Here is a 25,223-nt window from a genome sequence, read left to right as displayed (position 1 = left end):
GCCGCCATGCACCGTCTGCCAACCCACCTGCGCAGGCTGCACTCGCAGGCCTTGCGTCGGCGCTGGGTGACAGGGTGCGTTGCCATGGCGCTGGCACCCGCAGCCTTGCTGGTGAGCGTGCAAGCAGCCGACACCGGCAACCCGCGGATCTATTCCTGCATCGATGGCAAGGGCCGGCGCCTCAGCTCTGACCGACCGATCCCGGAATGCCTGACGCAGGAGCAGAAGATGCTCGGGCGCGACGGCAGCCAGCGCGGCACCATGCCGCCGCTGATTTCGCCCGAACAGCAGGCGCGGGAAAACGAAGAGCGCGACCGGCAGCAGCAAGAGCGCATCCGCCGCGAAGACCAGGCCCGGCGCGACCGCAACCTGCTGACCCGCTACCCGGACCCCGCCGCGCATGACCTGGCTCGCGACCGTGCCCTGGAAACGGTGCAGGAGCGTGTGCGCCAGGCGCGCTCACGCCTCGACGCCCTGAACCTGGAAGCGCTGAAGCTGACCGCCGAACGCTCGGCCCTCGGCCTGAAGCCGCCCAGTGCCGAGCTGCGTGCCAAGACCAGTGCCAACGAGGGCGCCACCGAAGCCCAGCGCAACATCCTGCGCAACCAGGAGTCCGAGCGCGACCGGGTGACGCAACAGTTCGCACTGGAGCGCGATCGCCTGAATCAGCTGTGGTCTGGCGTGCCGCCGGGCTCTGACCCGGCACCTCCGGCCACGCAGACCACCAGCCGACCGGCCACCCGGCCATGACGGCGATGTCGGCCAGGTCGCCCGCCAACGTCGCCTTACCCACCTCAACGAGGCTCGCCATGACAGCAGTACCCATGCGCCTGAACCTGAAGCTGGCCCTGATCGGCACCCTGACCTGCGCCGCGCTCAGCGGCACGGCGCACGCGGCCCCGTCGGCCTGGCGCTGTGACAACGGCAAGGAGCTGGTGGGCGAGTTCACGCCCAAGGCCGGGCAGCTTCGAATGGGCGACCAGTCATGGAGCCTGCAGCGCGTGCGCGATGTCGGCGAAGCCCGCTACGTGGACCGCCGCAAAGGCGCCACGCTCACCATGGCCCGCAGCCAAGCGGTGCTGACCATCAAGGGCCAGCCGTCGGTGGGCTGCAAGCTGGTGGTGCGGGCACTCGAGCCCGACGCGATGGCCGCCGGCCGCCGGGCTCAGCCGCCGGAGCGCTGAGCCTTCCACAACGGTCGCGGCAAAGGCGAAGTCGCCGGACTCAAGCCAGACGGGCCTTGAGCATTTCGGTGGCCTGGGCCGGGTTGGCCTTGCCCTTGCTCGCCTTCATCACCTGACCGACCAGGGCGTTGAACGCCTTGTCCTTGCCGGCGCGGTATTCCTCGACCGACTTGGCATTGGCGGCGATGACCTCGTCGACGATCTTCTCGAGCGCGCCGCTGTCGTTCATCTGCTTCAGGCCCTTGGCCTCGATGATGGCGTCGACGTCGGCGGCGTCGGTCTGCGTCCACAGCACCTCGAACACCTGCCGGGCGGCGTTGTTCGAGATCGTGCCGTCCTGGATGCGGTTGATCAGCGTGGCCAGCATGGCCGGCGTCACCGGCGCATCGCCCAAGCTGCGGTCTTCGGTGTTCAGGCGCTTGGCCATCTCGCCCATCAACCAGTTGGCCACCAGCTTCGGCGCCTTGCAGCCGTCACGCGCGGCTTCGTAGTAGCGGGCGAAGGGCAGCGACTGCGTCATCATCGTCGCGTCGTAAACGGCCAGGCCGTCCTGGTCGACGAAGCGCTGGGCCATGGCGCGCGGCAGCTCGGGCATCTCGCCCTTGACGCGCTCCACCCACTCGGGCGCGATCACCAGCGGCGGCAGATCGGGGTCGGGGAAGTAGCGGTAATCGGCCGAATCTTCCTTGCTCCGCATCGCGCGGGTTTCGCCGCGATCAGGGTTGTAGAGCACGGTGGCCTGCTGGATGGTGCGGCCGTCCTCGATCTCGTCGATCTGCCAGTTCACCTCGTAGTTCACCGCGTCCACCAGGTAGCGGAAGCTGTTGAGGTTCTTGATCTCGCGGCGGGTGCCGTAAGGCGCGCCGGGCTTGCGCACCGACACGTTCACGTCGCAGCGGAACGAGCCTTCCTGCATGTTGCCGTCGCAGATGCCCAGCCACATCACCAGCGCGTGCAGCGTCTTGGCGTATTCGGCGGCCTCGGCGCCCGAGCGCATGTCGGGCTCGGACACGATCTCCAGCAGCGGCGTGCCGGCGCGGTTCAGGTCGATGCCCGACTGGCCATGGAAGTCTTCATGCAGGCTCTTGCCGGCATCTTCTTCCAGATGGGCGCGGGTGAGCTGCACGGTCTTCTTCTGGTCGCCCACGAAGAACTCGACGCTGCCGCCCTGCACCACCGGAATCTCGAACTGCGAGATCTGGTAGCCCTTGGGCAGGTCGGGGTAGAAGTAGTTCTTGCGCGCGAAGATCGACAGCGGGGCCACCTTCGCGCCCACGGCCAGGCCGAAACGGATGGCCCGCTCGACGGCCGCACGGTTCAGCACCGGCAGCGTGCCCGGCAGGGCCAGGTCCACCGGCGAGGCCTGGGTGTTGGGCTCGGCACCGAAGGCGGTGGACGAGCCGCTGAAGATCTTCGACAGGGTCGAGAGCTGGACGTGGTTTTCCAGGCCGATCACGACCTCATAACCGCGCACGAGTTGGGAAGAGTTGGCTGCCATGTTCAAAGTCCTGCGGGCGCGCGGGTGTGCCAGTCGGTGGCCTGCTGCAGGGCATGCGCGGCATGCAGCAGCTGACCTTCCTGGAAGTAGTTGCCGATGAGCTGCAGGCCGACAGGCATGCCGCTGGCGCCGAAGCCGGCCGGCACGCTCATGCCGGGCAGGCCGGCCAGGCTGGCGGGCAGCGTGAAGATGTCGGCGAGGTAAGCCTGCAGCGGATCACCGCCCTGCTCACCGATGTGCCAGGCCACCGTGGGCGCCACCGGGCCGGCGATGACGTCGCACTGCTGGAAGCAGGCCTGGAAGTCGTCGGCGATCATGCGGCGCAGCTTCTGGGCCTGCAGGTAGTAGGCGTCGTAGTAGCCGTGGCTGAGCACGTACGCGCCGATCATGATCCGGCGCTTGACCTCGGCGCCGAAACCTTCGGCGCGGGTCTTCTTGTACATGTCGAGCAGATCGGTGTAGTTGGCCGCACGATGGCCGAACTTCACCCCGTCAAAGCGGCTCAGGTTCGAGCTGGCTTCGGCCGGCGCGATGATGTAGTACACCGGGATCGACAGCTCGGTGCGCGGCAGGCTCACGTCCACCAGCGTGGCGCCGAGCTTTTCCAGCTCGGCCAGCGCCGCGCGCACGCTGCCGTTCACGTCCGCCGCCAGGGCTGCCGGGAAGAACTCGCGCGGCAAGCCCACGCGCAGGCCCTTCAGCGGCTGCGCGGCGGTGGCGCCTTCGCGCTGCGCCAGCATCTGGGCGTGGTAATCCTGGGCCGGGCGCTGGGCGCTGGTGGCGTCGCGCTCATCGAAGCCGCCCATGGCCGAGAGCAGCAGGGCGCAGTCTTCAGCCGAGCGGGCCATCGGGCCGGCCTGGTCGAGGCTGGAGGCGAAGGCGATCATGCCGTAGCGGCTGCAGACGCCGTACGTCGGCTTGATGCCGGTGATGCCGCTGAAGCTGGCCGGCTGGCGGATGGAGCCACCGGTGTCGGTGCCGGTGGCGGCTGGCACCAGACGCGCTGCCACGGCAGCCGATGAGCCGCCGGACGAGCCGCCCGGCACGCGGGTGGTGTCCCAGGGGTTCTTCACCGGGCCGAAGGCGGAGTTCTCGTTCGCCGAGCCCATCGCGTACTCGTCGCAGTTGAGCTTGCCCAGGCTGACCGTGCCGGCCGCCTTCAGGCGCGCCACCACGGTGGCGTCAAACGGGCTGCGGTAGCCGGCCAGCATCTTCGAGCCGGCGGTGGTGGGCATGTCTTCGGTGACGAAGATGTCCTTGTGGGCGAGCGGCACACCGGTCAGCGCACCGGCCTGGCCGGCCGCGCGGGCGGCGTCAGCGGCTGCGGCCGTGGCCAGCGCGGCATCGGCGTCCACGTGCAGGAAGGCGCCCAGGCCCGCGTGGGCATCGACGCGGCCCAGCAGGTGGCGGGTCACCTCGACCGAGGAAACGGTCTTGTCGGCCAGCGCACGCGACAGCGCGGCCACGCCCATGTCATGCAATTGCGCGCTCATTCGATCACCTTGGGCACGAGGAACAGGCCGCCTTCAACCGCCGGCGCGCTGCGCTGGTTGCGCTCGCGCTGGTTGGTTTCGGTCACGACGTCGTCGCGCAGGCGCAGGGTCACGTCCTGCACGGCGGACAGTGGCGTGTAGAGCGGCTCGACGCCGCGGGTATCGACCGCACTCATCTGCTCGACGATGCCAAAAAACCCGTTCAGCTGGGTCAGCATCGAGGCAGCTTCGGTGTCAGACAGTTCAAGCCGCGCCAGATTGGCGATGCGGCTCACGTCCTGGGGGGTGAGGGCCATGGTTTTGACTCGGGAAATGATCGGGCCGGACGGGCTCGGCGGCACCGAAAAAAGGCGTTTTGCCCCTGGGGCTGCCGGGGGCCATAAGGTATTATCTACGGTTATCCACAACCCTCAGTCTGGTGTAGTCGGGTCTTGATCCGACCGGCCTGGAGCGAGGGTTGTGCAGATACGTTTTGACGCCTTGAGGCCGTTGCCAACGCGCCGCCCTCGGGGCCCACTGACTGATCAACACCGCCTCTCACACCCCATTCATGCGTCTCGCGCTGCCGAGCCCGCCCCGCGTCCAAAGCACGCCGTCGGGGGCTTGTCATCCAGGGCCGCATCCAACTGCAGCTTGAATCACCATGTTCGCATCCCTGCGCCGCTACGTCTCCACCGACCTGGCCATTGACCTTGGCACCGCCAACACCCTGATCTACGTTCGCGGCAAGGGCATCGTCCTTGACGAGCCGTCGGTGGTCTCGATCCGCCACGAAGGCGGCCCGAGCGGCAAGAAGACCATCCAGGCCGTCGGCCATGAAGCCAAGGCCATGCTGGGCAAGGTCCCCGGCAACATCGAAGCCATCCGCCCGATGAAGGACGGCGTGATCGCCGACTTCACCGTCACCGAGCAGATGCTCAAGCAGTTCATCAAGATGGTGCATCCGCGCTCGGTGCTCAAGCCGAGCCCGCGCATCATCATCTGCGTGCCCTGCGGCTCGACCCAGGTCGAGCGCCGCGCCATCCGTGAATCGGCCCTGGGCGCCGGCGCCTCCGAGGTCTACCTGATCGAAGAGCCGATGGCAGCCGCCATTGGCGCCGGTCTGCCGGTGTCGGAAGCGTCCGGCTCGATGGTTGTCGACATCGGCGGCGGCACCACCGAAGTGGGCGTGATCTCGCTGGGCGGCATGGTCTACAAGGGCTCGGTCCGCGTCGGCGGCGACAAGTTCGACGAAGCCATCATCAACTACATCCGCCGCAACTACGGCATGCTGATCGGCGAGCCGACGGCTGAATCCATCAAGAAGCACATCGGCTCGGCCTTCCCCGGCTCCGAAGTGAAGGAGATGGAAGTCAAGGGCCGCAACCTGAGCGAAGGCGTGCCGCGCAGCTTCACGATCTCGTCGAACGAGATCCTGGAAGCCCTGACCGACCCGCTGAACCAGATCGTCTCGGCCGTGAAGAACGCGCTGGAGCAAACCCCGCCTGAGCTGGGTGCCGACATCGCCGAGCGCGGCATGATGCTGACTGGCGGCGGCGCCCTGCTGCGTGACCTGGACCGCCTGCTGGCCGAAGAAACCGGCCTGCCGGTGCTGGTGGCCGAAGACCCGCTGACCTGCGTGGTCCGCGGCTGTGGCATGGCCCTGGAGCGCATGGAGCGCCTGGGTTCGATCTTCACCTCGGAGTAAGGCGCGACACAGGCACCACCCTTTGGTGCCTGACAGCGACGACCCATGCCCCTCGGCACGCTGGACCGCACCCCGCCACCGTTTTTCCGTCAGGGCCATTCGGCCCGGACGAAACTCGTGTTCTGCTCGGCGCTGGCCCTGTTCCTGATGGCTGCGGACTCCCGCATGGCCCTGACGCAACCGTTGCGCGCCACGATGGCCACGGCCCTGCTGCCGGTGGTGCGCGTGCTGAGCTTGCCGGTGCACGCATGGGACGGTGGCGCCGATTACCTCGGCGGCCTGCAGGCGGCACAGAGCAGCGCCAACGAGATGCGGGCCCGGCTGGCTCTGCAGGCTGAGCGCTCCTCGCGGGCCGACCGTCTGGCCGAGGAAAACCAGCGCCTGCGCGCACTGCTCGACCTGCGCCCGGCGGTGACGGTGAAGTCGCAGCCCGCCGAGGTGCTGTACGAGGCACCCGACCCCTATTCCCGCAAGATCTTCCTGGATCGCGGCAGCCAGCACGGCATCATCGCCGGCTCGCCCGTCATCAACGAAGCAGGCGTGCTGGGCCAGGTCACCCGGGTCTATCCGCTGTCCTCGGAAGTGACCCTGCTGATCGACAAGGACGCCGCCATCCCCGTGCTGAACGGCCGCACCGAGCACCGCAGCGCGGCCTTCGGCAGTGGCACCTCGGGCACGATGGAGTTGCGCTTCATGGCCGGCAATGACGACGTTCAGGTGGGTGACGTGCTCACCACCAGCGGCGTCGACGGCGTGTATCCGCCGGGGCTGCAGGTGGCCAAGGTCAGCGCGGTCGACCGCCGCGGCGACTCCGCCTTCGCCCGCATTGCCCTGGTGCCCACGGCCCAACCAGATGGCGTTCGGCATGTGCTGGTGCTGGAGCCGCTGAAGCTGCAGCAGCCCCCTCGCCCTGAAACACCGGCCGAGCCGGAGCGCGGCGCGCGCAACCACAAGGGGGGCCGGCGATGATCATGCCGCGCGGATCTGACCAGCTGCTGCTGCCCGTCAACCCGGTCTTCCTGTGGTTTTCGCTGCTGCTCGCCTTCGGCATGAATCTGGTGCCGATGGGCCGCCAGCCCGCCATGCCGGACCTGATGGCGCTGGTGCTGGTGTTCTGGAACGTGCACCAGCCGCGCCGCGTGGGCGTGGGTGCGGCTTTCGTGTTCGGCCTGCTGATGGACGTGCACGGGGGCGCCCTACTGGGCCAGCATGCGCTGTCGTACACCCTGCTGAGCTACCTCGCCATCACCATCCACCGCCGGGTGCTGTGGTTCGGGGTGGTCGAGCAGGTTCTGCACGTGTTGCCGCTGTTCATCGCGTCGCACCTGGTGTCGCTGGTGGTGCGCCTGCTGGCCGGTGACAGCTTCCCGGGCTGGAGCCTGGTCGCGGCACCGCTGTTCGAAGCCCTGCTCTGGCCGGTGGCCACCTGGCTGCTGCTGGCGCCGCAGCGTCGCCCGCCCGACCCCGACAAGAACCGCCCGCTATGAGCGGGTGCGCCGAGGCATCGACGTGACCGAGCTGAAGAACCTCGAGCGCGAGCTTGACCGCTTCCGGCTGCGGGTGCTGGCCGCGGCTGCCTTCGTGCTGATCGGCTTCGGGCTGCTGACCGCTCGCATGGTGTACCTGCAGGTGGTGCGCCACGAAGAGCTCTCGACCCGGGCCGAATCCAACCGCATCGCGGTGGTGCCCATCGTGCCGAACCGCGGCCGCATCGTCGACCGCAACGGCGTGGTGCTGGCCACCAACTACACGGCCTACACGCTCGAGATCACGCCGTCGAAGATCGACGACCTGGAAGCCACGATCACCGGCCTGGCCGAGTTCATCGACATCCAGCCGCGCGACCGCCGCCGTTTCAAGCGCCAGCTCGACGAGAGCAAGAGCTTCGAGTCGCTGCCGATCCGCAACCGGCTGACCGACGAGGAAGTGGCGCGCTTCATCGCCCAGCGCTTCCGCTTCCCGGGCGTGGAAATCAAGGCCCGGCTGTTCCGCAACTATCCGCTGGGTTCGGTGGGCAGCCATCTGATCGGCTACATCGGTCGCATCAACCAGTCCGAAAAGGCGGCGATGGAGAACTGGGAAGACGAAGCCCAGGCCAACTACCGCGGCACCGAGTACATCGGCAAGCTGGGCCTGGAGCAGGCCTACGAATCACAGCTGCACGGCACCACCGGCTTCGAGCAGATCGAAACCTCGGCCGGCGGCCGCGCGGTGCGCCGCCTGGCCAGCCTGCCCGCCACGCCCGGCAACACGCTGGTGCTGTCGATCGACATCAAGCTGCAGGCGCTGGTGGAAGAGCTTTTCGGCGATCGCCGCGGCGCGCTGGTGGCCATCGACCCGCGCAACGGCGAGGTGCTGGCCTTTGTCTCCAAGCCCACCTTCGACCCCAACCTGTTCGTCGACGGCATCGACGTGGACAACTGGCGCGAGCTGAACGAATCCATCGACAAGCCGCTGCTGAACCGGGCGCTGCGTGGCACGTACCCGCCGGGTTCCACGTTCAAGCCGTACATGGCCATGGCCGCGCTCAATGCCGGCAAGCGGGCGCCCAACACCATCATCAACGACCCCGGTTTCTTCATGTTCGGCGGCCACCGCTACGGCAGCCCCGAAAACGAACGCGGCGGGGCGATGGACATGCGGCGCTCGATCGTCGAATCGAGCAACGTCTACTACTACACCCTCGCCAACGAGATGGGCGTGGACCTGATCCACGAACAGCTGCTGCCCTTCGGTTTCGGCCGCAAGACCGGCATCGACATGGAAGGGGAAGTCACGGGCCTGCTGCCCTCCACCGAATGGAAGCGCAAGGCCTACAAGCGGCCCGAGCAGCGCAAGTGGTACGCCGGCGAGACGATTTCGCTGGGCATCGGCCAGGGCTACAACAACTTCACGATGCTGCAGTTGTCGAGCGCCATGGCCACGCTGTCGTCCGGCGGCCAGCGGTTTGAGCCGCGGCTGGTGCGCGAGATCGAAGACCTCGTCACCCGGGAACGCAAGGGCGTGGCGTCGAAGGCGATCGAGCCGCTGCCGCTCAAACCCGATCAGGTGAGCGTGGTGCTGCAGGCCATGAACGGCGTGACGACCGGCGGCACCTCGGCCAAGGTGTTCGCGGGCGCGCCCTACCTCAGTGGCGGCAAGACGGGCACGGCACAGGCCGTGGGCATCCGGCAGAACGAGAAGTACAGCGCGGCGCGCCTGACCGAGCACCTGCGCGACCACTCGCTCTACATCGCCTTCGCCCCGCTCGACCAGCCCCGCATCGCGCTGGCCGTGATCGTGGAAAACGCCGGTTGGGGCTCGGCCGCCGCAGCGCCGATCGCGCGGCGTGTGTTCGATTACCTGCTCAACAACCAGTACCCCAGCGTGGAAGACATCGCCCTGACCCAGAAGGGCCAGTCGGTGGCGCCCGTGGGGGCCTCGCGCACGGTCGAAAGCGTGCCGCTGCCGAGCGGCCCGGGCAACAGCGCGGCGCTGGGGCCTGTGACGGCGGTCGCGCCGGTCACGGGTGCAGCCTCGGGAGCCTCGGGCGCCGCCCCCGGTACGGTGTCCAGTCAACCTGCCAACGCGGCCGCCACCCCCACGACGCCGGGCACCGCCGTGACGGCCGCCAGCGCCCCGGTCGCCCCCCGCCCAGTGCAGGCCGTCGCGCGCCCTGCGGCCTCAGGAGCCTCTCGATGAGCAATGTGTTCGAACGCCCGTCCCTGTGGCAGCGGCTTCGGCCGGTGTTTTCGGGTTTCGATCTGCCGCTGATGCTGGGCCTGCTGGTGCTGGCCACGCTCGGCATGGTGACGATGTATTCGGCCGGCTTTGACCACGGCACGCGCTTCGTCGACCACGGCCGCAACATGCTGCTGGCGGCCATCATCCTGTTCGGCGTGGCGCAGGTGTCGCCCCAGCGGCTGATGCAGCTGGCCGTGCCGCTCTACACCCTGGGCGTGATGCTGCTGGTGGCCACGGCGCTGTTCGGCATCACCAAGAAGGGCGCGACGCGCTGGTTGAACGTGGGCGTGGTGATCCAGCCCAGCGAGGTGCTGAAGATCGCCATGCCGCTGATGCTTGCCTGGTGGTTCCAGAAGCGTGAGGGCCAATTGCGCACGCTCGATTTCGTGGTGGCAGGCCTGCTCTTGATCGTGCCGGTGGGGTTGGTTGCGAAGCAGCCTGACCTGGGTACGTCGATCCTGATCCTGTCCGCCGGGCTGTACGTCATCTTCTTCGCCGGGCTCTCCTGGCGCCTGATCATTCCCATCCTGATGGCTGGTGCCATCGGCATTGCGGCACTGGTCTTGTCGGGCGACGCCATCTGCCAGGACGGCGTGGAATGGCCGGTGCTGCGCGACTACCAGAAGCACCGCGTCTGCACGCTGCTGGACCCGACGAAGGATCCGCTGGGCAAGGGCTTCCACATCATCCAGGGCATGATCGCCATCGGCTCCGGCGGCATCACCGGCAAGGGCCTGATGAACGGCACCCAGACCCACCTGGAGTTCATTCCCGAGCGCACCACCGACTTCATCTTTGCGGCTTACGCGGAAGAGCTCGGCCTGGTTGGCGTGCTGGGCCTGATCGGCGCCTTCACCTTCGTGCTGATGCGCGGCCTGATGATCGCCGCCGAGGCGCCCACCGTGTTCACCCGCCTGCTGGCCGGCTCGATCACGCTGAGCTTCTTCACCTACGCCATGGTCAACATGGGCATGGTCAGCGGCATCTTGCCGGTGGTGGGCATTCCGCTGCCCTTCATCAGCTATGGCGGCACGGCCATGGTCACGCTCGGTCTGGCGCTGGGCATGCTGATGGCCATCGCCAAGAGCCGCCGCTTGATGCAGAGCTGAGGAGCCTCAGGGCGCGGCGCGCGGGAAGCGCACCGTGAACCGCACACCCGGTCCGGTGCCGGGCGGCAAAGGCCCGCTGCGGGTGGGCTCAACCAGCATCTGGGCGCGGTGCTTGTCGGCAATCTCCTTCACGATCGCCAGGCCCAGCCCGCTGCCGTCCACGTCGGTGCCAAGAGTGCGATAGAACGGCTGGAAGACCAGTTCGCGCTCGGCCTCCGGAATGCCCGGGCCGTTGTCCTCCACCTGCAGCACCACCACCTGACCAAACGGATCAGGCATGACGCGCACCGTTACCGTGCCGTGCTCGGGCGTGTACTGCAGCGCGTTGTCGACGAGGTTGCGGATGAGCTCACGCACCAGCAGCGGCTGGCCCACCAGCCGTGGCACCGGCACGCCGGGCTCGGGCCCCTCGTAGCCAAGGTCGATGTGCTTGTCCATCGCGCGGGGCACGAAGTCCTGCACGGTTTCCGTGGCCAGCCGGACGATGTTGAATTCCTGCTGGCGACGCGCCTGCTCTTCGTCCTCGGCGCGCGCCATCGACAACAACTGGTTGACCATGTGCGCCGCGCGCTGGCTGGACAGCGAAATCTGCTGCAGCGAGCGCTTGACCGACTTGGAATCCCCCCCTGCGTCGATCTCGCGCTGAGCCAGTTCGGCCTGCGTGCGCAGGCCGGCCAGCGGCGTCTTCAATTGGTGGGCCGCATCCGCCAGAAAGTGCTTCTGGCTGCCCATGCTCTGGTCGAGGCGGGCCAGCAGATCATTGATGGAGCGCACCAGTGGCGCCACCTCTTCCGGAGCGTCATGCTCGTCGATCGGGCTGAGGTCATGGCTTTCGCGGCGGCGGATGCGCTGCTGCAACTGTGACAGCGGCGCGATGCCGCGCGCCAGCGCGAACCACACCAGCAGCACCGCCAGCGGCAGGATGACGAACTGCGGCAGGATCACGCCCTTGATGATCTCGGTAGCCAGGCGCGAGCGCTTGTCGAGTGTCTCCGCCACCTGCACCACCGCCACAGCGGGCAACTCGCCGTCCACCGGGGAGAGCCGCAGGCTGGCCACGCGCACGCTCTCGTTCTGGATGGCGTCGTCACGGAATTGCACGTCACCCGACGAGCCGGTCTCTGCCTCGGGCTGAGGAATTTCAGGGTCGCCCGCCAGCAGGCGGCCGCCGGGGCCAAGCACCTGGAAGTAGATGCGGTCGACATCGTCGCTGCGCAGCAGCGCGGCGGCAGATTCGGGCAGGCGCAGCGGGCCGGGGTGGTTGGCCGCCTCGATCGTCATCTGCCGCGCCACCATGCGCGTCAGCTGGCCGAGGTCGCGGTCATACGGGCGGGCGGCGATGTTCTGGGCCACCAGCCAGGTCAGCGCCACGCTCATAGGCCAGAGCAGCAGCAGCGGGGCGAGCATCCAGTCGAGGATCTCGCCGAACAGGGAACGCTGCTCACGAGGCGCCGCGGCATCACCTGACGGTGACGCTGCGCTGCGGGGCTCGGAAGGGGCCGACTTCATGCGGGGCAGCTTACGCCGGCCACCTGCTGCGCACCTGACAAGACCGGTGAATCAAGCGGCGATCTTTTCGAGGCAATAGCCCAGCCCGCGCACGGTCGCGATGCGGATCGGGCCTTGCTCGATCTTCTTGCGCAGGCGGTGGATGTAGACCTCGATGGCGTTGTTGCTCACCTCTTCGCCCCACTCGCACAGGCGCGCCACCAGCTGGTCCTTGCTGACCAGGCGGCCGGCGCGCTGCAGCAGCACTTCGAGCAGGCTGATTTCACGGGCGGACAGCTCGATCATCTGGTCGTTGATGTAGGCCACGCGCCCGGTGGCATCAAAACTCAGCGGCCCGTGCTTGATGACGCTCGAGGCCGTTCCCAAGCCACGCCGGGTGAGCGCACGCACGCGCGCTTCCAGTTCCTGCAGCGAAAACGGCTTCGCCATGTAGTCGTCGGCGCCCAGATCGAGCCCCTTGACGCGCTGCTCGACCGAATCGGCAGCCGTGAGAATCAGCACCGGCATCGACGAGCCCCGGGCGCGCAGCTTGCGCAGCACTTCCAGGCCATGCAGCTTGGGCAAACCCAGATCAAGAATGACCAAGTCAAACTCATGGGACGCCAGTGCGGCGTCGGCCTCGGTGCCGCTGCCCACCTGATCCACCGCGTAACCGGCGCCACGCAGGGAACGCAGCAGGCCGTCGGCCAGCACTTGGTCATCTTCCGCAATCAGGATGCGCATACTGCCAGTCTCCAAGTCCCGGTTGTGTGCCCGGGTTTGCCTTGATTTTAGGCGGCGGCGCGACGCACCGATGTTGACGAGAACGCGATACTGTACGAATATCCAGTTTCTGACATAATCTGCGCAGACCTCAGGAGATACGCATGGACGCCAACAAGAACCTCAACCCCGAAAAAGCCAAAGCCCTGCAAGCTGCCCTGTCGCAGATTGAAAAGCAGTTCGGCAAAGGCTCGATCATGCGCCTCGGCGAAGGGGAGGTGATTGAAGACATCCAGGTCGTGTCCACCGGCTCGCTGGGCCTGGACATTGCACTGGGCGTTGGCGGCCTGCCGCGCGGCCGCGTGGTCGAAATCTACGGCCCTGAATCTTCGGGCAAGACCACGCTGACCCTGCAGGTCGTTGCCGAAATGCAGAAGCTGGGTGGCGTTGCCGCGTTCATCGACGCCGAGCACGCCCTCGACATCCAGTACGCCCAGAAGCTCGGCGTGAACCTGCAGGAACTGCTGATCAGCCAGCCGGACACCGGCGAGCAGGCCCTTGAAATCGTGGACTCCCTGGTGCGATCCGGCGCCGTGGACCTGGTCGTCATCGACTCGGTCGCCGCACTGACGCCCAAGGCTGAAATCGAAGGCGAAATGGGCGACTCCCTGCCCGGCCTGCAAGCCCGACTGATGAGCCAGGCCCTGCGCAAGCTGACCGGCACGATCAAGAAGTCCAACTGCATGGTCATCTTCATCAACCAGATCCGGATGAAGATCGGCGTGATGTTCGGCAGCCCGGAAACCACGACCGGCGGCAATGCGCTGAAGTTCTACGCTTCGGTTCGCCTCGACATCCGCCGCATCGGCTCGATCAAGAAGGGCGACGACGTCATCGGCAACGAAACGCGCGTCAAGGTCGTCAAGAACAAGGTGGCCCCGCCGTTCAAGGAAGCCGAATTCGACATTCTCTACGGTGAAGGCACCAGCCGCGAGGGCGAGATCATCGACCTCGGCGTCGCCGCCAAGATCGTCGACAAGTCGGGCGCCTGGTACGCCTACAACGGCGAAAAGATCGGTCAAGGCAAGGACAACTCGCGCGAATTCCTGCGCGAGAACCCCGACCTCGCCTATGAGATCGAAAACAAGGTGCGTGAAGCCATGGGCGTGCCTCTGCTGCCGCCCGCTGAAGCAACTGCCGCTGAGTAAGTGCCGAGCAGCAGTCTCATCTGCCCACTGAGGTTCGGCCTGTGAAAAGGCCGCTGCTCAGCCTGAAAGGGCAGGCGATGGCCCTGCTGGCCCGGCGTGAACACAGCCGGGCCGAACTGCGCACCAAGCTGCTGGCACACGTCCGCAAAATGGAAGCCGTGGCCGCCGAGGCCGCGCGCCAAGCCAGCAGCATGGAAGATCCATTGGCCGCTTTTCTGCGGCCGGATCTGCCTGCACCCGTCGCTGACGACGGTGATGCGGAACACGACCGCGCCGCCGCAGCGGCGCTCGTCGACGAAGCGCTCGACTGGCTTGAATCCAAGAAGTACCTGAGCGACACGCGCTTCGTCGAAGCCCGCGTGGCCACCCGCGCACCGCGTTTCGGCCAAGCCCGCATCAAGCATGAGCTTGGCCGACTTGGCGTCACCATGGACGCCGACACCGCGCAAAACTTGCGTGACACCGAACTGCAGCGCGCCCGCGAGGTGTTCCTCAAACGCTTTCAGGCACCCGCCGAAGACCCCGCTGGCCGGGCCAAGCAGATGAGATTTCTCGCTTCCCGCGGTTTTGGCGCCGACACCGTGCGCCGCGTGATCGGCGGGCGCGACGACGACTGAATGCCGGGCATTCCGCAGCGCCCGAGGCCAGGAATGATGCTGCAATGCAACACGCGTGCTAAAGTTCGACGCTGTTCTTGCGTGTAACCAGTCCCCGGCGCCTCGCGCGCTCCAGCCGAATCGCTGACTACCGTTGCACCTGGCCACATGCCCCTGCCCAGCTCAGATCCCAGCCGCCAACTCCGCCACCGCCGAGCCATCCGCGTGGATGCTTTCGCCCGTGGTGATGGCCTGTGGGAGGTGGACGTGAACATCAGCGACGTGAAAACACGTGAAACCCGTAGCCCCGCCGGTGTGCGTGCAGCGGGTGAGCCGATCCACGATCTGATGCTCCGGCTGGTGGTGGACACCCAGTTCAACATCATCGAGGCCGGCGCCGAGTCCTTGTCGACGCCCTACCCCGGGCACTGCGAACAACACGGCGACGCCTACGGCCAACTGGCCGGCATGAACCTGCTGCGCGGCTTCAAGCGCGGGGTTCGCGAAAAGCTGGGCGGCACCGCCGGCTGTACCCACCTCACCGAACTGGCCGATGTGCTGCCCACCGCAGTCATCCAGGCTTTCGCCGGTGAGGTCATCAATACCCAGGGTGATGGCGACACCGCGCCCTTCCAGCTCGACCGCTGCCACGCCCTCAAGACTGACGGTGAAGTCGTCCGACTTCACTACCCCCGCTGGTTTCGTCAGGTAAATACCAGCAAACTGGCGCACAATCGCGCCCCGATGACACAGGCGGCGCCACAGGGCGAGCCGCCGAAGGCGGATTCCGCCCCTTTCATTTCGTCCTGAACTCCTCCAAAGACCACCCATGAAGATCCACGAATACCAAGGCAAGGAAATCCTGCGCCAGTTCGACGTGCCGGTGCCGCGCGGCTACCCGGCGTTCAACGTGCAAGAGGCCCTGGAAGCCGCCCAGAAGCTGGGTGGCCCGGTCTGGGTGGTCAAGGCTCAGATCCACGCCGGTGGCCGCGGCAAGGGCGGCGGCGTGAAGCTGGCCCGCTCGATCGACGACGTCAAGGCGCTGTCGGAACAGATCCTGGGCATGCAGCTCAAGACCCACCAGACCGGCCCGGAAGGCCAGAAGGTGCGTCGCCTCTATATTGAAGAAGGCGCTGACATCCAGAAGGAATACTACGTGTCGCTGGTCACTGACCGTGGCACCCAGAAGGTCGCCTTCATCGCTTCCAGCGAAGGTGGCATGGACATCGAAGAGGTCGCTCACTCGACCCCCGAGAAGATCATCACCGAAGTGATCGATCCGCTGGTCGGCCTGACCGCCGAGCTGGCCACCAAGATCGCCAACGCGATCGGCCTGCCTGCCGAGTCGACCGCTCAAGCCATCACGCTGTTCCAGAACCTGTACCGCTGCTACATGGAAACGGACGCGTCGCTGGTTGAAATCAACCCGCTGAACCGCGACAGCAAGGGCAACCTGATTGCGCTGGACGCCAAGTTCAACTTCGACGCCAACGCCCTGTTCCGTCATCCGGAAATCGTGGCTTACCGCGACCTGGACGAAGAAGATCCGGCTGAAGTCGAGGCTTCGAAGTTTGACCTGGCCTACATCAGCCTGGACGGCAACATCGGCTGCCTGGTGAACGGCGCCGGTCTGGCCATGGCCACCATGGACACCATCAAGCTGTTCGGCGGCGAGCCGGCCAACTTCCTGGACGTCGGCGGTGGCGCCACGGCCGAGAAGGTCACCGAAGCCTTCAAGATCATGCTGAAGAACCCGGAAGTCAAGGGCATCCTGGTCAACATCTTCGGCGGCATCATGAAGTGCGACACCATCGCTGAAGGCGTGATCACCGCCTGCAAGGCCGTGAACCTGGCCGTGCCGCTGGTGGTCCGCATGAAGGGCACCAACGAAGACCTGGGCAAGAAGATGCTGGCCGACTCCGGCCTGCCCATCATCGCCGCAGACACCATGGCCGAAGCAGCGACCGCCATCGTCGCCGCTGTCAAGTAAGCCCGGACCGAAGGAACACACACATGTCCATCTTCATCAATAAAGACACCAAGGTCATCACGCAGGGCATCACCGGCAAGACGGGCCAGTTCCACACCCGTGGCTGCGTCGCCTATGCCAATGGCAAGAACTGCTTCGTGGCTGGCGTGAACCCCAAGAAGGCCGGCGAAGACTTCGAAGGCATTCCGATCTACGCCAACGTCAAGGAAGCTGCCGGCCAGACCGGCGCAACCGTGTCGGTGATCTACGTGCCGCCCGCCGGCGCTGCTGCCGCCATCTGGGAAGCCGTTGAAGCCGACCTGGACCTGGCCATCTGCATCACCGAAGGCATCCCCGTCCGGGACATGCTGGAAGTGCGCAACAAGATGAAGGCCAAGGAAGCCGCCGGCGGCAAGAAGACGCTGCTGCTGGGCCCGAACTGCCCTGGCCTGATCACCCCCGACGAAATCAAGATCGGCATCATGCCGGGTCACATCCACCGCAAGGGTCGCATCGGCGTGGTCTCGCGCTCGGGCACCCTGACGTATGAAGCCGTGGCCCAGCTGACCGAACTCGGCATTGGCCAGTCCAGCGCCGTCGGCATCGGTGGCGACCCGATCAACGGCCTGAAGCACATCGACGTGATGCGCGCCTTCAATGACGACCCGGACACCGACGCCGTCATCATGATCGGCGAAATCGGCGGCCCGGACGAAGCTGAAGCTGCGCTCTGGTGCAAGGCCAACATGAAGAAGCCGATCGTCGGCTTCATCGCTGGCGTGACGGCTCCGGCCGGCAAGCGCATGGGCCACGCTGGTGCCCTGATCTCCGGTGGTGCTGACACCGCCGATGCCAAGCTCGCCATCATGGAAGAGTGCGGCTTCACGATCACGCGCAACCCGTCGGAAATGGGTCGCCTGCTGAAGGGCCTGCTGTAAACAGCGGCCCGGAGGCTGCCCGGGTGGCTGCGTAGTAGTACGCACGCCACCCGATACCGCCTCCCCTAAACTCCGAGGCTTGATGCTCACGCGTCAGGCCTTTTCCTTTCCAAGACCTATTCGGAGACCCGCGCCATGGATATTGCATCGGCTGCGTTCTGGGCCGCACTCGGCTCGATCATCCTTGCCAACGTGCTGCTGTCGGGCGACAACGCCGTGGTGATCGCCCTGGCTGCGCGCTCGCTGCCTGCACACCAGCAGAAGAAGGCCATCTTCTACGGCAGTGCCGCTGCCATCGTGATGCGGATCGGCCTGACCATCCTGGCCGTCAAGCTGCTGACCCTGCCCTTCCTGAAGATCATCGGCGGCGTGCTGCTGGTCTACATCGGCGTGACGCTGCTGCTGGAAGACGACGAAGAAGGTGACGTGGGTGGCGCTGACGGCCAGGGCAACCTGATGTCCGCGATCCGCACCATCCTGATCGCCGACCTGGTCATGAGCCTGGACAACGTGCTGGCCGTGGCCGCCGCCGCCAAGGGCGACACCGTCCTGCTGGTCGTGGGCCTGGGCATCAGCATCCCGCTGATCATCTTCGGCTCGACCCTGCTGCTCAAGGTGATGGAACGCTTCCCGATCATCATCACGCTGGGCGCTGCACTGCTGGGCTTCCTGGCCGGTGAAATGGTCCTGACCGACCCGGCGGTCGACGCCCAGTTCGGCGCGCAGTCGCACCTGCTGATCAACCTGGCTGGCGTTCTGGGCGCGGGTCTGGTCGTGGGGCTGGGTACCGTGCTCAAGCGTCGGCACGCAGCTTCCGCCTGATAAATCACGGTCGCCCGTGCTCTGAAAGCCCCGCCCAGCGGGGCTTTCTTGTTTTGAAGCTACACTTCCGGTCTGAAGGGGAGTAGCTCCCGATGTGTTGCCGGCGGCAATGCGTCATCGCCGATTCGTCAATACGGGCCCGTGCAAACCGGCCCCGGATCGTCGGAACCATGCATCAGCGCGGTTCGAGCAAGACCTTCGATGTGCGAGGCCGGCCAGGCTCTGCAACTCGAAGGCACAGGGTGCGCAATGCATTCATGTTCTCCTTCGTGACAGAGCCCCAGGCATCGAGCAGCGATTCTCTCGAAACCAAAAACTGGAACATGTCATGGAATTTCTCTCCCCCGATTGGTTCTCCGCCCTGCTGGCGATCATCCTGATCGACCTGGTGCTGGCCGGCGACAACGCCATCGTCATTGCGCTGGCTGCACGCAACCTGCCCACCCACCTGCAACGCAAGGCCATCCTCTGGGGCACGGTCGGCGCCATCGTCGTCCGCTCGCTGATGACGCTCGTGGTCGTCTGGCTGCTGAAGATTCCGGGCCTGATGCTGATCGGTGGCCTGGGTCTGGTCTGGATCGCCTACAAGCTGCTGGTACCTGAAGAAGGCGAGGGCCATGAAGGCGGCGGCGCCACCACCTTCGTCGGCGCCATGAAGACCATCGTGATCGCCGACGCCTTGATGGGCGTGGACAACGTGCTGGGCGTCGCAGGCGCCGCACACGGCAGTTTTGATCTGGTCATCATCGGTCTGCTGATCAGCGTGCCGATCGTGGTCTGGGGCAGCTCGATCGTGCTCAAGCTGGTGGACCGCTTCCCGTCGATCATGTACATCGGCGCCGGCGTGCTCGCCTTCACCGCTGCCAAGATGATCGTCAGCGAACCATGGCTGCGTGACACCTTTGCCGCCTGGCCTGGCAGCAACATCGCCGTGTATGTGGTGGCAATCGCCGGTGTGCTGGCTGCTGGCTGGTGGGCTGGCCGCCGCACCAAATCGGCTGATTCTGCCCAGGCCTGACCTCGCCGTGGTGTCTGGGGGGTCGCCTGTTCGGGTGACCCGGCTGCCGGTTTTGCTGTGTTAACGTCCTTTCTCCCGTTCAAATCGGGGGGAGGGACCACGCAGATGGCCGCCACTGGCAGCGGATTTTGGCAACAGGCATTGCGATGGCCGAAGCGGCAGCCTGCCCGGGTCGCGCCAGATGCAGCCCAACCACCCGCTCCACGTTTCAGCATGGTGGCCGGACGCAAGATCGGCAACTTCGCGCTGGTACGCACCGTCGCCACCAGCGCGATGGGTGAACTGCACCTTGCCAGCGACCACGCGACCGGCTTGCCCGTTGCCCTCAAGACCGTGCGCTTTCAAGGCAGTGATCTGACACGCGAGCGCTTCCTGCGAGAGTCGGAAGCTGCTGCCCGCCTGAATCACCCCGACATCGTTCGCACCTACGCCGCCGGCATCGACGATGCGGGCGACTCCCTGCTGGGCTGGATAGCCATGGAGTGGGTCAGCGGCACCGATCTGACCGCACACATCACCAAAGCCACGCGACTGCCTGACGATCTGGTGCTGGCCATCATGGCCCGCGCGGCCGATGCCCTCGTGCACGCCCACGCCCAAGGCGTCGTCCACCGTGACCTGAAGCCGGCGAACCTGATGTTCAACCAGGCGACCGACACGGTGAAGATCACCGACTTCGGCTGCGCGCACCTGACCGATGGCCAGCGCAGCCGCAGCGGCCTGATCGTGGGCACGCCCGCATATATGGCCCCGGAACAACTGTCTGGTGGAGCGATTGATGGCCGCTGCGATTTGTATGCTCTGGGTGTGGTGCTCCATCAGCTGCTGACCGGTGACTTGCCCTTCCCCCATGGATCCATGGGAGAACTGCTGTCGGCCATCGCGACCGCCCCTCCCCCCCCGCTCGGGCGGCTCCGGCCTGATCTTCCCCCATTGCTCGGTGACGTTTTGCAGCGCACCATGGCCAAACGACCCGATGATCGCCATGTGGATGGTGCGCAACTGGCTCGTGAATTACGACTGCTGATCCCGGCCTGCCAATCCGCCCGCCGCGATGAGCCCGCTAGAACTCTCCACAATGCCAGATCGTCCTAAGCCGTCACCTGCTACCTCCACCGTGCTCCCAGCCTTCGACATCGAATATTCAAGCGCTGTCGACACCGGGCGAGCGCGCAGCAACAACGAAGACGCCGTGCTGGTGGATGAAGCCCTCAGCCTGTGCGTGCTCGCTGACGGCATGGGCGGCTACAACGCCGGCGAGATCGCCAGCGACATGACCGTGCGCGGCGTGCGCGACCAGCTGGCTCGCTGGCGCTCCGACCAGGGCACCGGCCACACCGAAGTCTCACTGCGCCAGGGCATGTCTGCCGCGGCGCAATCCGCCAACCTGGCCGTTTTTGAAGCCGCGCAGCAACACCCCGAATATGCGGGCATGGGCACCACGCTCGTGCTGGCCATGTTCGAAGGCCAGCAGGTCTGGATCGGGCACATCGGTGATTCCCGCGCCTACCGCTGGCGCGACGGCCGTCTGGAGCAACTCACCCGCGACCACTCCCTGCTGCAGGAGCAGATCGACGCCGGCGTGCTCACTCCTGAAGAAGCGGCCTATTCCCTGCACCGCAATCTGGTGACCCGCGCCGTGGGGGTCGAGCCCGACGTGGTGCTGGAGGTTCACGCCCACGAGATGCGGGTGGGCGATTGCCTGCTGCTGTGCTCGGATGGGCTTTCGGACATGCTTCCTGACGCGGGCATTGCACAGGTGATGCGCGCGCACGACACCTTGTCTGGCGCTTCGCAAGCACTTGTAGAAGCCGCCAACGCCGCGGGCGGTCGCGATAACATTGCAGTGGTTTTGGCACGCGCAAAGGGAGGAACGCCCCCTGCGAGCCGCATTTGGTGGCCTTTCAAGCGATGAATGGCCACTGACATTCGGTCACAGAGGCAGGCATTGGCGGCCAAGCCAAAGATAGAAAAACAGAGGTTTCAAATGGGCAAGCTGGTTGTTTCACTCGACAACGTGGTCATCAAGGATGTCCAGATATCCAAGGACAGGACCACCCTTGGGCGGCGGCCTTACAACGACATCGTCATCGACAACCTCGCCGTCAGCGGCGAGCACGCCGTGCTGCTGGCCGTGGGTGATGACGTCTTCATTGAAGATCTGAACAGCACCAACGGCACGTACATCAACGGCAAGGCCATCAAGAAGCAGCTGCTGGCCCACAACGACACGGTCGAGATCGGCAAGTACCGCATCAAGTACCTGACCGAGGAAGTGGCCGACTACGAAAAGACCATGGTGCTGCGCCCGGGCACCATCGCGGCCCACCAGCCGCCGCAGCCTGCGGTCTCCACGCTGCCGGCTTCGATCAAGGTGCTCAACGGCGGCGCCGCCGGCCGCGAGGTGCTGCTGACCAAGGTCGTCACCACCGTCGGCAAGCCCGGCACGCAAGTGGCCTCGATCGCCAAGCGCCCGACCGGCTATGTGCTGTCCCACGTCGAGGGCGACCACCGCCCCAGCGTGAACGGTGCAACCGTCGGCGAAGACGTGCTGCCTCTGAAGAACGGCGACATCATCGAGCTGGCCGGCACACAGATGCAATTCATCCAGGGCTGAGCCCTCGATCAGGCGCGGGGCGCTCGTGCACACCCGCGGCCCTGCGCGTTTGGTGGCCTGGCTGGCCACCGGCCTCCTGGCGGGGCTGGGTTGCTGGCATGCCGCCGTATCGCCCATCGCACCGCTGACCCGGCTTGAACTGGCCACCGCCGACTGGCGCACCCAGGCCCTGCTGCCCGCCCGAGGGCAACCCCATCCGGACATCGTCATCGTCGACATCGACGATGACAGCCTCCAGGCCATTGGCCATTGGCCCTGGCCGCGCGGCCGCATGGCGGCGCTGGTGACCGAGCTGACCACCCGGCAGCGCGCAGCCGTGGTCGGGCTGGATGTGGTGTTTCCGGAGCCCGACGACGGCCATTGGGCCACGCTGTCCAGCGCACTGGCGCAACAAGGCCTGGGCGACCAGACGCTGTCAGGCCGGTTGAGGCAAAGCCTCGATCAGGATCGGCTGCTGGCCCAGGCGCTTCAGGGGCGTCCGGTGGTGATGGGCTATTACCTGACGGCACAACCCGGCGCGCGGTCCATTGGCCCGCAGCCCCCGGCGCTGGCCCCCAGCCCCCCGCTCACCGGGCCGCGATGGACCTCCCGTGTCACCAACGTCGGCCCGCTGAGCGAAGCGTCTGCCGACGCCGGCTTCTTCAACGTGGTGCCGGACGCTGACAGCCTGATCCGCGAGGTGCCTGCCGTTGCCAGCCTGGATGGGCGTCTGCTGCCCTCGCTCAGCCTGGCCATGCTGCGCTCGGCCACCGGGCACCCGCGCATCGAGGCGCTCATGACCGCCGCGCCGGATGCAAACGGCGCGCGGGCGCTCACCGGCCTCCGGGTGACCCAGGCCGACGGCGCCACCCGCACCTTGGCGCTGGACGAAAACCAGGCCTGGCATGTGCCCTACCGCGGCCATGGTGGTCGCGATGGTGGCGGTTTCCGGTACATCAGCGCCAGCGCGGTGATTGCAGGACAACTGCCTGAGCACGCCCTGGCCAACAAACTGGTGCTGATCGGCAGCTCCGCCACGGGCATGTCCGACCTGCGTGCCACGCCTGTTCATCCGGCCATGCCCGGTGTCGAGATCCACGCGCATGTGCTGGCAGGACTGCTGGACGGCACCCTGGCCGTGCGGCCGGCATGGGCCGCGGGCTATGAGGTTTGCCTGATGGTGCTCAGCCTCGGGCTGGCCACCTGGGCCGCGCTGACCCTGGCTGCGCCCTGGGCCGTGGGTGCCATGGTGGGGCTGAGCGTGACGATGGTGGCCGGCAATGTGCTGGCGCTCACCAAAGGTGGCCTGGTGTTGCCGCTGGGCGCGGCTCTGGCGCTGGGCCTGGTGCTGCTGCTGGTGCTGCTGGGCGTGAACTACGTGAACGCGTGGCACAGCCGGCGATCGCTGATGCACCTGTTCAACCAGTACCTGCCGCCGGCGCGCGCACGCGAGGTCTCGATGTTGCCCGCGAGCGCGCAGATCACGGCAGAAAACCGGGAGCTGACCGTGCTGTTCTGTGACCTGCAAGGCTTCAGCGGCCTCGCGGAAGAGCTCAGCCCCGACGCCCTGCGCGACCTGCTCAACCTGTATTTCAGCCGCGTCACCGAGGTGGTGCATGCCCACGAAGGCACGGTCGACAAGTTCATCGGCGATGCGGTGATGGCCTTCTGGGGCGCGCCGCTGGCCCAGCCCGACCACGCCCGGCGAGCGGTGATGGCGGCGCTGGAGCTGTCCACCGCCGTGGCATCCCTGAACGAAGAGCTGGTGCGCCGGAAACTCCCGACGGTGCATTACGGGATCGGCATGGCCACGGGCGTGGTGTGTGTGGGCGACCTCGGCTCGCGGCTGCGTCGCAGCTACACGGCGGTGGGCGACGCCGTGAACATCGCCGCCCGGCTCGAAGCCATGACGCGCCAGGCCGGCGTGAACCTGCTGGTGAGCGAAGATACCCGGCAAGCCTGTGCGGAAGCGCTGCCGGACGTGGTCTGGGCCGAGGTCGATCGCTGCCAGGTGCGGGGCCGTCATCAAAGCGTGACCGTCTTCACACCGCTGAAGGCAGCGGCTGCGGATCGTCTCAAAATCGACGCACAGTTGCGACTTTGGGCGCTTGCCCTTGAGGCGCAGCGGCAGCAACATGCGATGGACGCTGCGACGCACCTGCAGGCCCTGCGGGAGTTGCTGGATGCTGCTCCCCACAGTTCCGGGCCACTGGCCTCGCTGGCAGCCAACCTGACCGCTCAACTCGACACTCCGCCGGCTCCCGAATGATCGCTCCCTCCGTCCGCGTCCTGGGCTGCTCCGGCTCCATTGCCAAGGGCAACCGCACCACCGCCTTCCTGCTCGACAACGACATCCTGATCGACGCAGGCACGGGCGTGGGCGACCTGACGCTGGAGGAGATGAGCCAGATCGATCACATCGTGCTCAGCCATTCGCACCTCGACCATGTGCTGGGCGTTCCCCTGCTGGCCGACAGCGTGATGCGCCGCCGCCGCGGTCGTCCACCGATTCGGGTGCTGGCCCTGGAGGCCACGCTCGACGTGCTGCGCCGCCACCTCTTCAACGACCAGCTGTGGCCCGACTTCACCAAGCTGCCGCAGCCGGACGCGCCGGTGCTGGAACTGGTGCCGGTGCGTCTGGGCGACGTGCTCACCCTGGGCCAGCAGCAGCGCAAGCTGGAAGTTCTGCCCGCCCTGCACAGCGTACCGGCCATCGGCACGGCCGTGGAAGGCCTGCGCGGCTGGTGGGTGTACACGGGCGACACCGGACCGAACCCGATGCTCTGGGAGTGCCTGCGCGGCCGGCCCTTGAGCCACCTGACCATTGAGGTGGCGTTTCCCGAGTCTGAACACGCGCTGGCGGGAGCCAGCCTGCACCACTGCCCCTCGACACTGGCCAGCGAGTTGCGGCACCTGCCGCCGGGTGTACATGTGCAGCTGACGCATGTGAAGCCCGGCGACATGACCGCCGTGCGCTCGGACCTGGCCAAGCGCCTGCCCGACACGGTGTTGCATGCCCTGCGCGCCGGGCAGCGATTCCTGATCGACTGACACGACTTGGCTGCGCTGCTGCGCGCGGAATGTCACTTCGGGGACGCCGAAATTGTCCCGGAACCCAGCGGGGTGACGTTTTTTGTCAGCTTTGCCTGACGCCACCCCTCAGCCAGCGTG

At 66.5% G+C, this 25,223-nt stretch carries 24 protein-coding genes; 19 read left to right on the top strand and 5 right to left on the bottom strand.

Going from position 1 to position 25,223, the window contains the following annotated elements; all coding sequences use genetic code 11:
• The first annotated feature begins 6 nt into the window (after window positions 1-6).
• A complete protein-coding gene (locus AACH00_RS10910; RefSeq protein WP_341399155.1) occupies window positions 7-750 on the top strand; it encodes a hypothetical protein in 744 nt (247 codons plus the stop codon).
• Between the two features lie 59 nt (window positions 751-809).
• Window positions 810-1,184: a hypothetical protein gene (locus AACH00_RS10905; protein WP_341399154.1), complete on the top strand. Its 375-nt coding sequence runs from the start codon at window positions 810-812 to the stop codon at window positions 1,182-1,184.
• 40 nt (window positions 1,185-1,224) lie between these two features.
• Here the strand turns inward: AACH00_RS10905 and gatB are convergent, their stop codons facing one another.
• From gatB to gatC, 3 genes are read right to left on the bottom strand one after another with little or no spacing between them, the layout of a single operon-like run.
• On the bottom strand, window positions 1,225-2,682 hold the full coding sequence (gene gatB / locus AACH00_RS10900) for an Asp-tRNA(Asn)/Glu-tRNA(Gln) amidotransferase subunit GatB (protein WP_341399153.1): 1,458 nt from the start codon (window positions 2,680-2,682) through the stop codon (window positions 1,225-1,227).
• Window positions 2,683-2,684: 2 nt separating this feature from the next.
• Window positions 2,685-4,175 (bottom strand): Asp-tRNA(Asn)/Glu-tRNA(Gln) amidotransferase subunit GatA, encoded by a 1,491-nt coding sequence (gene gatA / locus AACH00_RS10895; RefSeq protein ID WP_341399152.1) that lies wholly within the window; start codon window positions 4,173-4,175, stop codon window positions 2,685-2,687.
• Complete coding sequence (gene gatC, locus AACH00_RS10890; RefSeq protein WP_341399151.1) at window positions 4,172-4,471, bottom strand: Asp-tRNA(Asn)/Glu-tRNA(Gln) amidotransferase subunit GatC; 300 nt, start codon at window positions 4,469-4,471, stop codon at window positions 4,172-4,174. Before gatC ends, gatA begins: the two co-directional genes overlap by 4 nt.
• Window positions 4,472-4,818: 347 nt before the next feature.
• On the opposite strand from gatC, the gene AACH00_RS10885 reads away from it, so the two are divergent.
• The 5 genes from AACH00_RS10885 to rodA are packed head-to-tail and all read left to right on the top strand — an operon-like array spanning window position 4,819 to window position 10,694.
• The gene (locus AACH00_RS10885) at window positions 4,819-5,862 is read left to right on the top strand and encodes a rod shape-determining protein (protein ID WP_341399150.1); all 1,044 of its coding nucleotides are present in this window, start codon (window positions 4,819-4,821) and stop codon (window positions 5,860-5,862) included.
• A gap of 45 nt (window positions 5,863-5,907) precedes the next feature.
• Window positions 5,908-6,831, top strand: a complete 924-nt coding sequence (mreC, locus tag AACH00_RS10880; protein WP_341399149.1) for a rod shape-determining protein MreC — start codon at window positions 5,908-5,910, stop codon at window positions 6,829-6,831.
• Entirely contained in the window at window positions 6,828-7,349 is a 522-nt protein-coding gene (gene mreD / locus AACH00_RS10875; RefSeq protein WP_341399148.1) for a rod shape-determining protein MreD, read from the top strand. The genes mreC and mreD overlap by 4 nt, the downstream gene beginning before the upstream one ends.
• Window positions 7,350-7,371: 22 nt before the next feature.
• Entirely contained in the window at window positions 7,372-9,543 is a 2,172-nt protein-coding gene (mrdA, locus tag AACH00_RS10870) for a penicillin-binding protein 2 (protein WP_341399192.1), read from the top strand.
• Window positions 9,540-10,694 carry a rod shape-determining protein RodA gene (gene rodA, locus AACH00_RS10865; protein WP_341399147.1) on the top strand — a complete coding sequence of 385 codons (1,155 nt, stop codon included), beginning with the start codon at window positions 9,540-9,542 and terminating at the stop codon, window positions 10,692-10,694. The genes mrdA and rodA overlap by 4 nt, the downstream gene beginning before the upstream one ends.
• 6 nt (window positions 10,695-10,700) lie before the next feature.
• Here the strand turns inward: rodA and AACH00_RS10860 are convergent, their stop codons facing one another.
• The gene (locus AACH00_RS10860; protein WP_423221921.1) at window positions 10,701-12,203 is read right to left on the bottom strand and encodes a sensor histidine kinase N-terminal domain-containing protein; all 1,503 of its coding nucleotides are present in this window, start codon (window positions 12,201-12,203) and stop codon (window positions 10,701-10,703) included.
• Between the two features lie 51 nt (window positions 12,204-12,254).
• Complete coding sequence (locus AACH00_RS10855) at window positions 12,255-12,926, bottom strand: response regulator (protein ID WP_341399146.1); 672 nt, start codon at window positions 12,924-12,926, stop codon at window positions 12,255-12,257.
• 143 nt (window positions 12,927-13,069) lie between these two features.
• Here AACH00_RS10855 and recA point away from each other — a divergent pair, with 143 nt between their 5' ends.
• The 12 genes from recA (at window position 13,070) to AACH00_RS10795 (ending at window position 25,103) form a co-directional block, all read left to right on the top strand.
• Complete coding sequence (recA, locus tag AACH00_RS10850; protein WP_341399145.1) at window positions 13,070-14,113, top strand: recombinase RecA; 1,044 nt, start codon at window positions 13,070-13,072, stop codon at window positions 14,111-14,113.
• Between the two features lie 41 nt (window positions 14,114-14,154).
• On the top strand, window positions 14,155-14,730 hold the full coding sequence (locus AACH00_RS10845) for a regulatory protein RecX (protein ID WP_341399144.1): 576 nt from the start codon (window positions 14,155-14,157) through the stop codon (window positions 14,728-14,730).
• A 147-nt stretch (window positions 14,731-14,877) separates the two neighbouring features.
• A complete protein-coding gene (locus tag AACH00_RS10840) occupies window positions 14,878-15,519 on the top strand; it encodes a DUF2889 domain-containing protein (protein ID WP_341399143.1) in 642 nt (213 codons plus the stop codon).
• A 19-nt stretch (window positions 15,520-15,538) separates the two neighbouring features.
• The gene (gene sucC / locus AACH00_RS10835) at window positions 15,539-16,699 is read left to right on the top strand and encodes an ADP-forming succinate--CoA ligase subunit beta (RefSeq protein ID WP_341399142.1); all 1,161 of its coding nucleotides are present in this window, start codon (window positions 15,539-15,541) and stop codon (window positions 16,697-16,699) included.
• Between the two features lie 23 nt (window positions 16,700-16,722).
• Window positions 16,723-17,616: a succinate--CoA ligase subunit alpha gene (gene sucD / locus AACH00_RS10830; protein WP_341399141.1), complete on the top strand. Its 894-nt coding sequence runs from the start codon at window positions 16,723-16,725 to the stop codon at window positions 17,614-17,616.
• Window positions 17,617-17,751: 135 nt separating this feature from the next.
• Entirely contained in the window at window positions 17,752-18,438 is a 687-nt protein-coding gene (locus tag AACH00_RS10825; protein ID WP_341399140.1) for a TerC family protein, read from the top strand.
• Window positions 18,439-18,766: 328 nt separating this feature from the next.
• Complete coding sequence (locus AACH00_RS10820) at window positions 18,767-19,456, top strand: TerC family protein (protein ID WP_341399139.1); 690 nt, start codon at window positions 18,767-18,769, stop codon at window positions 19,454-19,456.
• A 105-nt stretch (window positions 19,457-19,561) separates the two neighbouring features.
• Entirely contained in the window at window positions 19,562-20,551 is a 990-nt protein-coding gene (locus AACH00_RS10815) for a serine/threonine-protein kinase (RefSeq protein WP_341399138.1), read from the top strand.
• 22 nt (window positions 20,552-20,573) lie between these two features.
• Window positions 20,574-21,371: a Stp1/IreP family PP2C-type Ser/Thr phosphatase gene (locus AACH00_RS10810; RefSeq protein WP_341399137.1), complete on the top strand. Its 798-nt coding sequence runs from the start codon at window positions 20,574-20,576 to the stop codon at window positions 21,369-21,371.
• 72 nt (window positions 21,372-21,443) lie between these two features.
• Complete coding sequence (locus AACH00_RS10805; protein WP_341399136.1) at window positions 21,444-22,073, top strand: FHA domain-containing protein; 630 nt, start codon at window positions 21,444-21,446, stop codon at window positions 22,071-22,073.
• Window positions 22,074-22,098: 25 nt separating this feature from the next.
• A complete protein-coding gene (locus AACH00_RS10800; RefSeq protein WP_341399135.1) occupies window positions 22,099-24,321 on the top strand; it encodes a CHASE2 domain-containing protein in 2,223 nt (740 codons plus the stop codon).
• Window positions 24,318-25,103 carry an MBL fold metallo-hydrolase gene (locus tag AACH00_RS10795; RefSeq protein ID WP_341399134.1) on the top strand — a complete coding sequence of 262 codons (786 nt, stop codon included), beginning with the start codon at window positions 24,318-24,320 and terminating at the stop codon, window positions 25,101-25,103. Before AACH00_RS10800 ends, AACH00_RS10795 begins: the two co-directional genes overlap by 4 nt.
• The last annotated feature ends 120 nt before the right edge of the window (window positions 25,104-25,223 follow it).

Origin of the sequence: Ideonella margarita (assembly GCF_038066635.1) — a bacterium.
Lineage (GTDB): Bacteria > Pseudomonadota > Gammaproteobacteria > Burkholderiales > Burkholderiaceae_C > Ideonella > Ideonella margarita.
The sequence above is the reverse complement of the archived record's forward strand: the minus strand, read 5'-3'. Positions and strand labels throughout refer to the sequence as shown.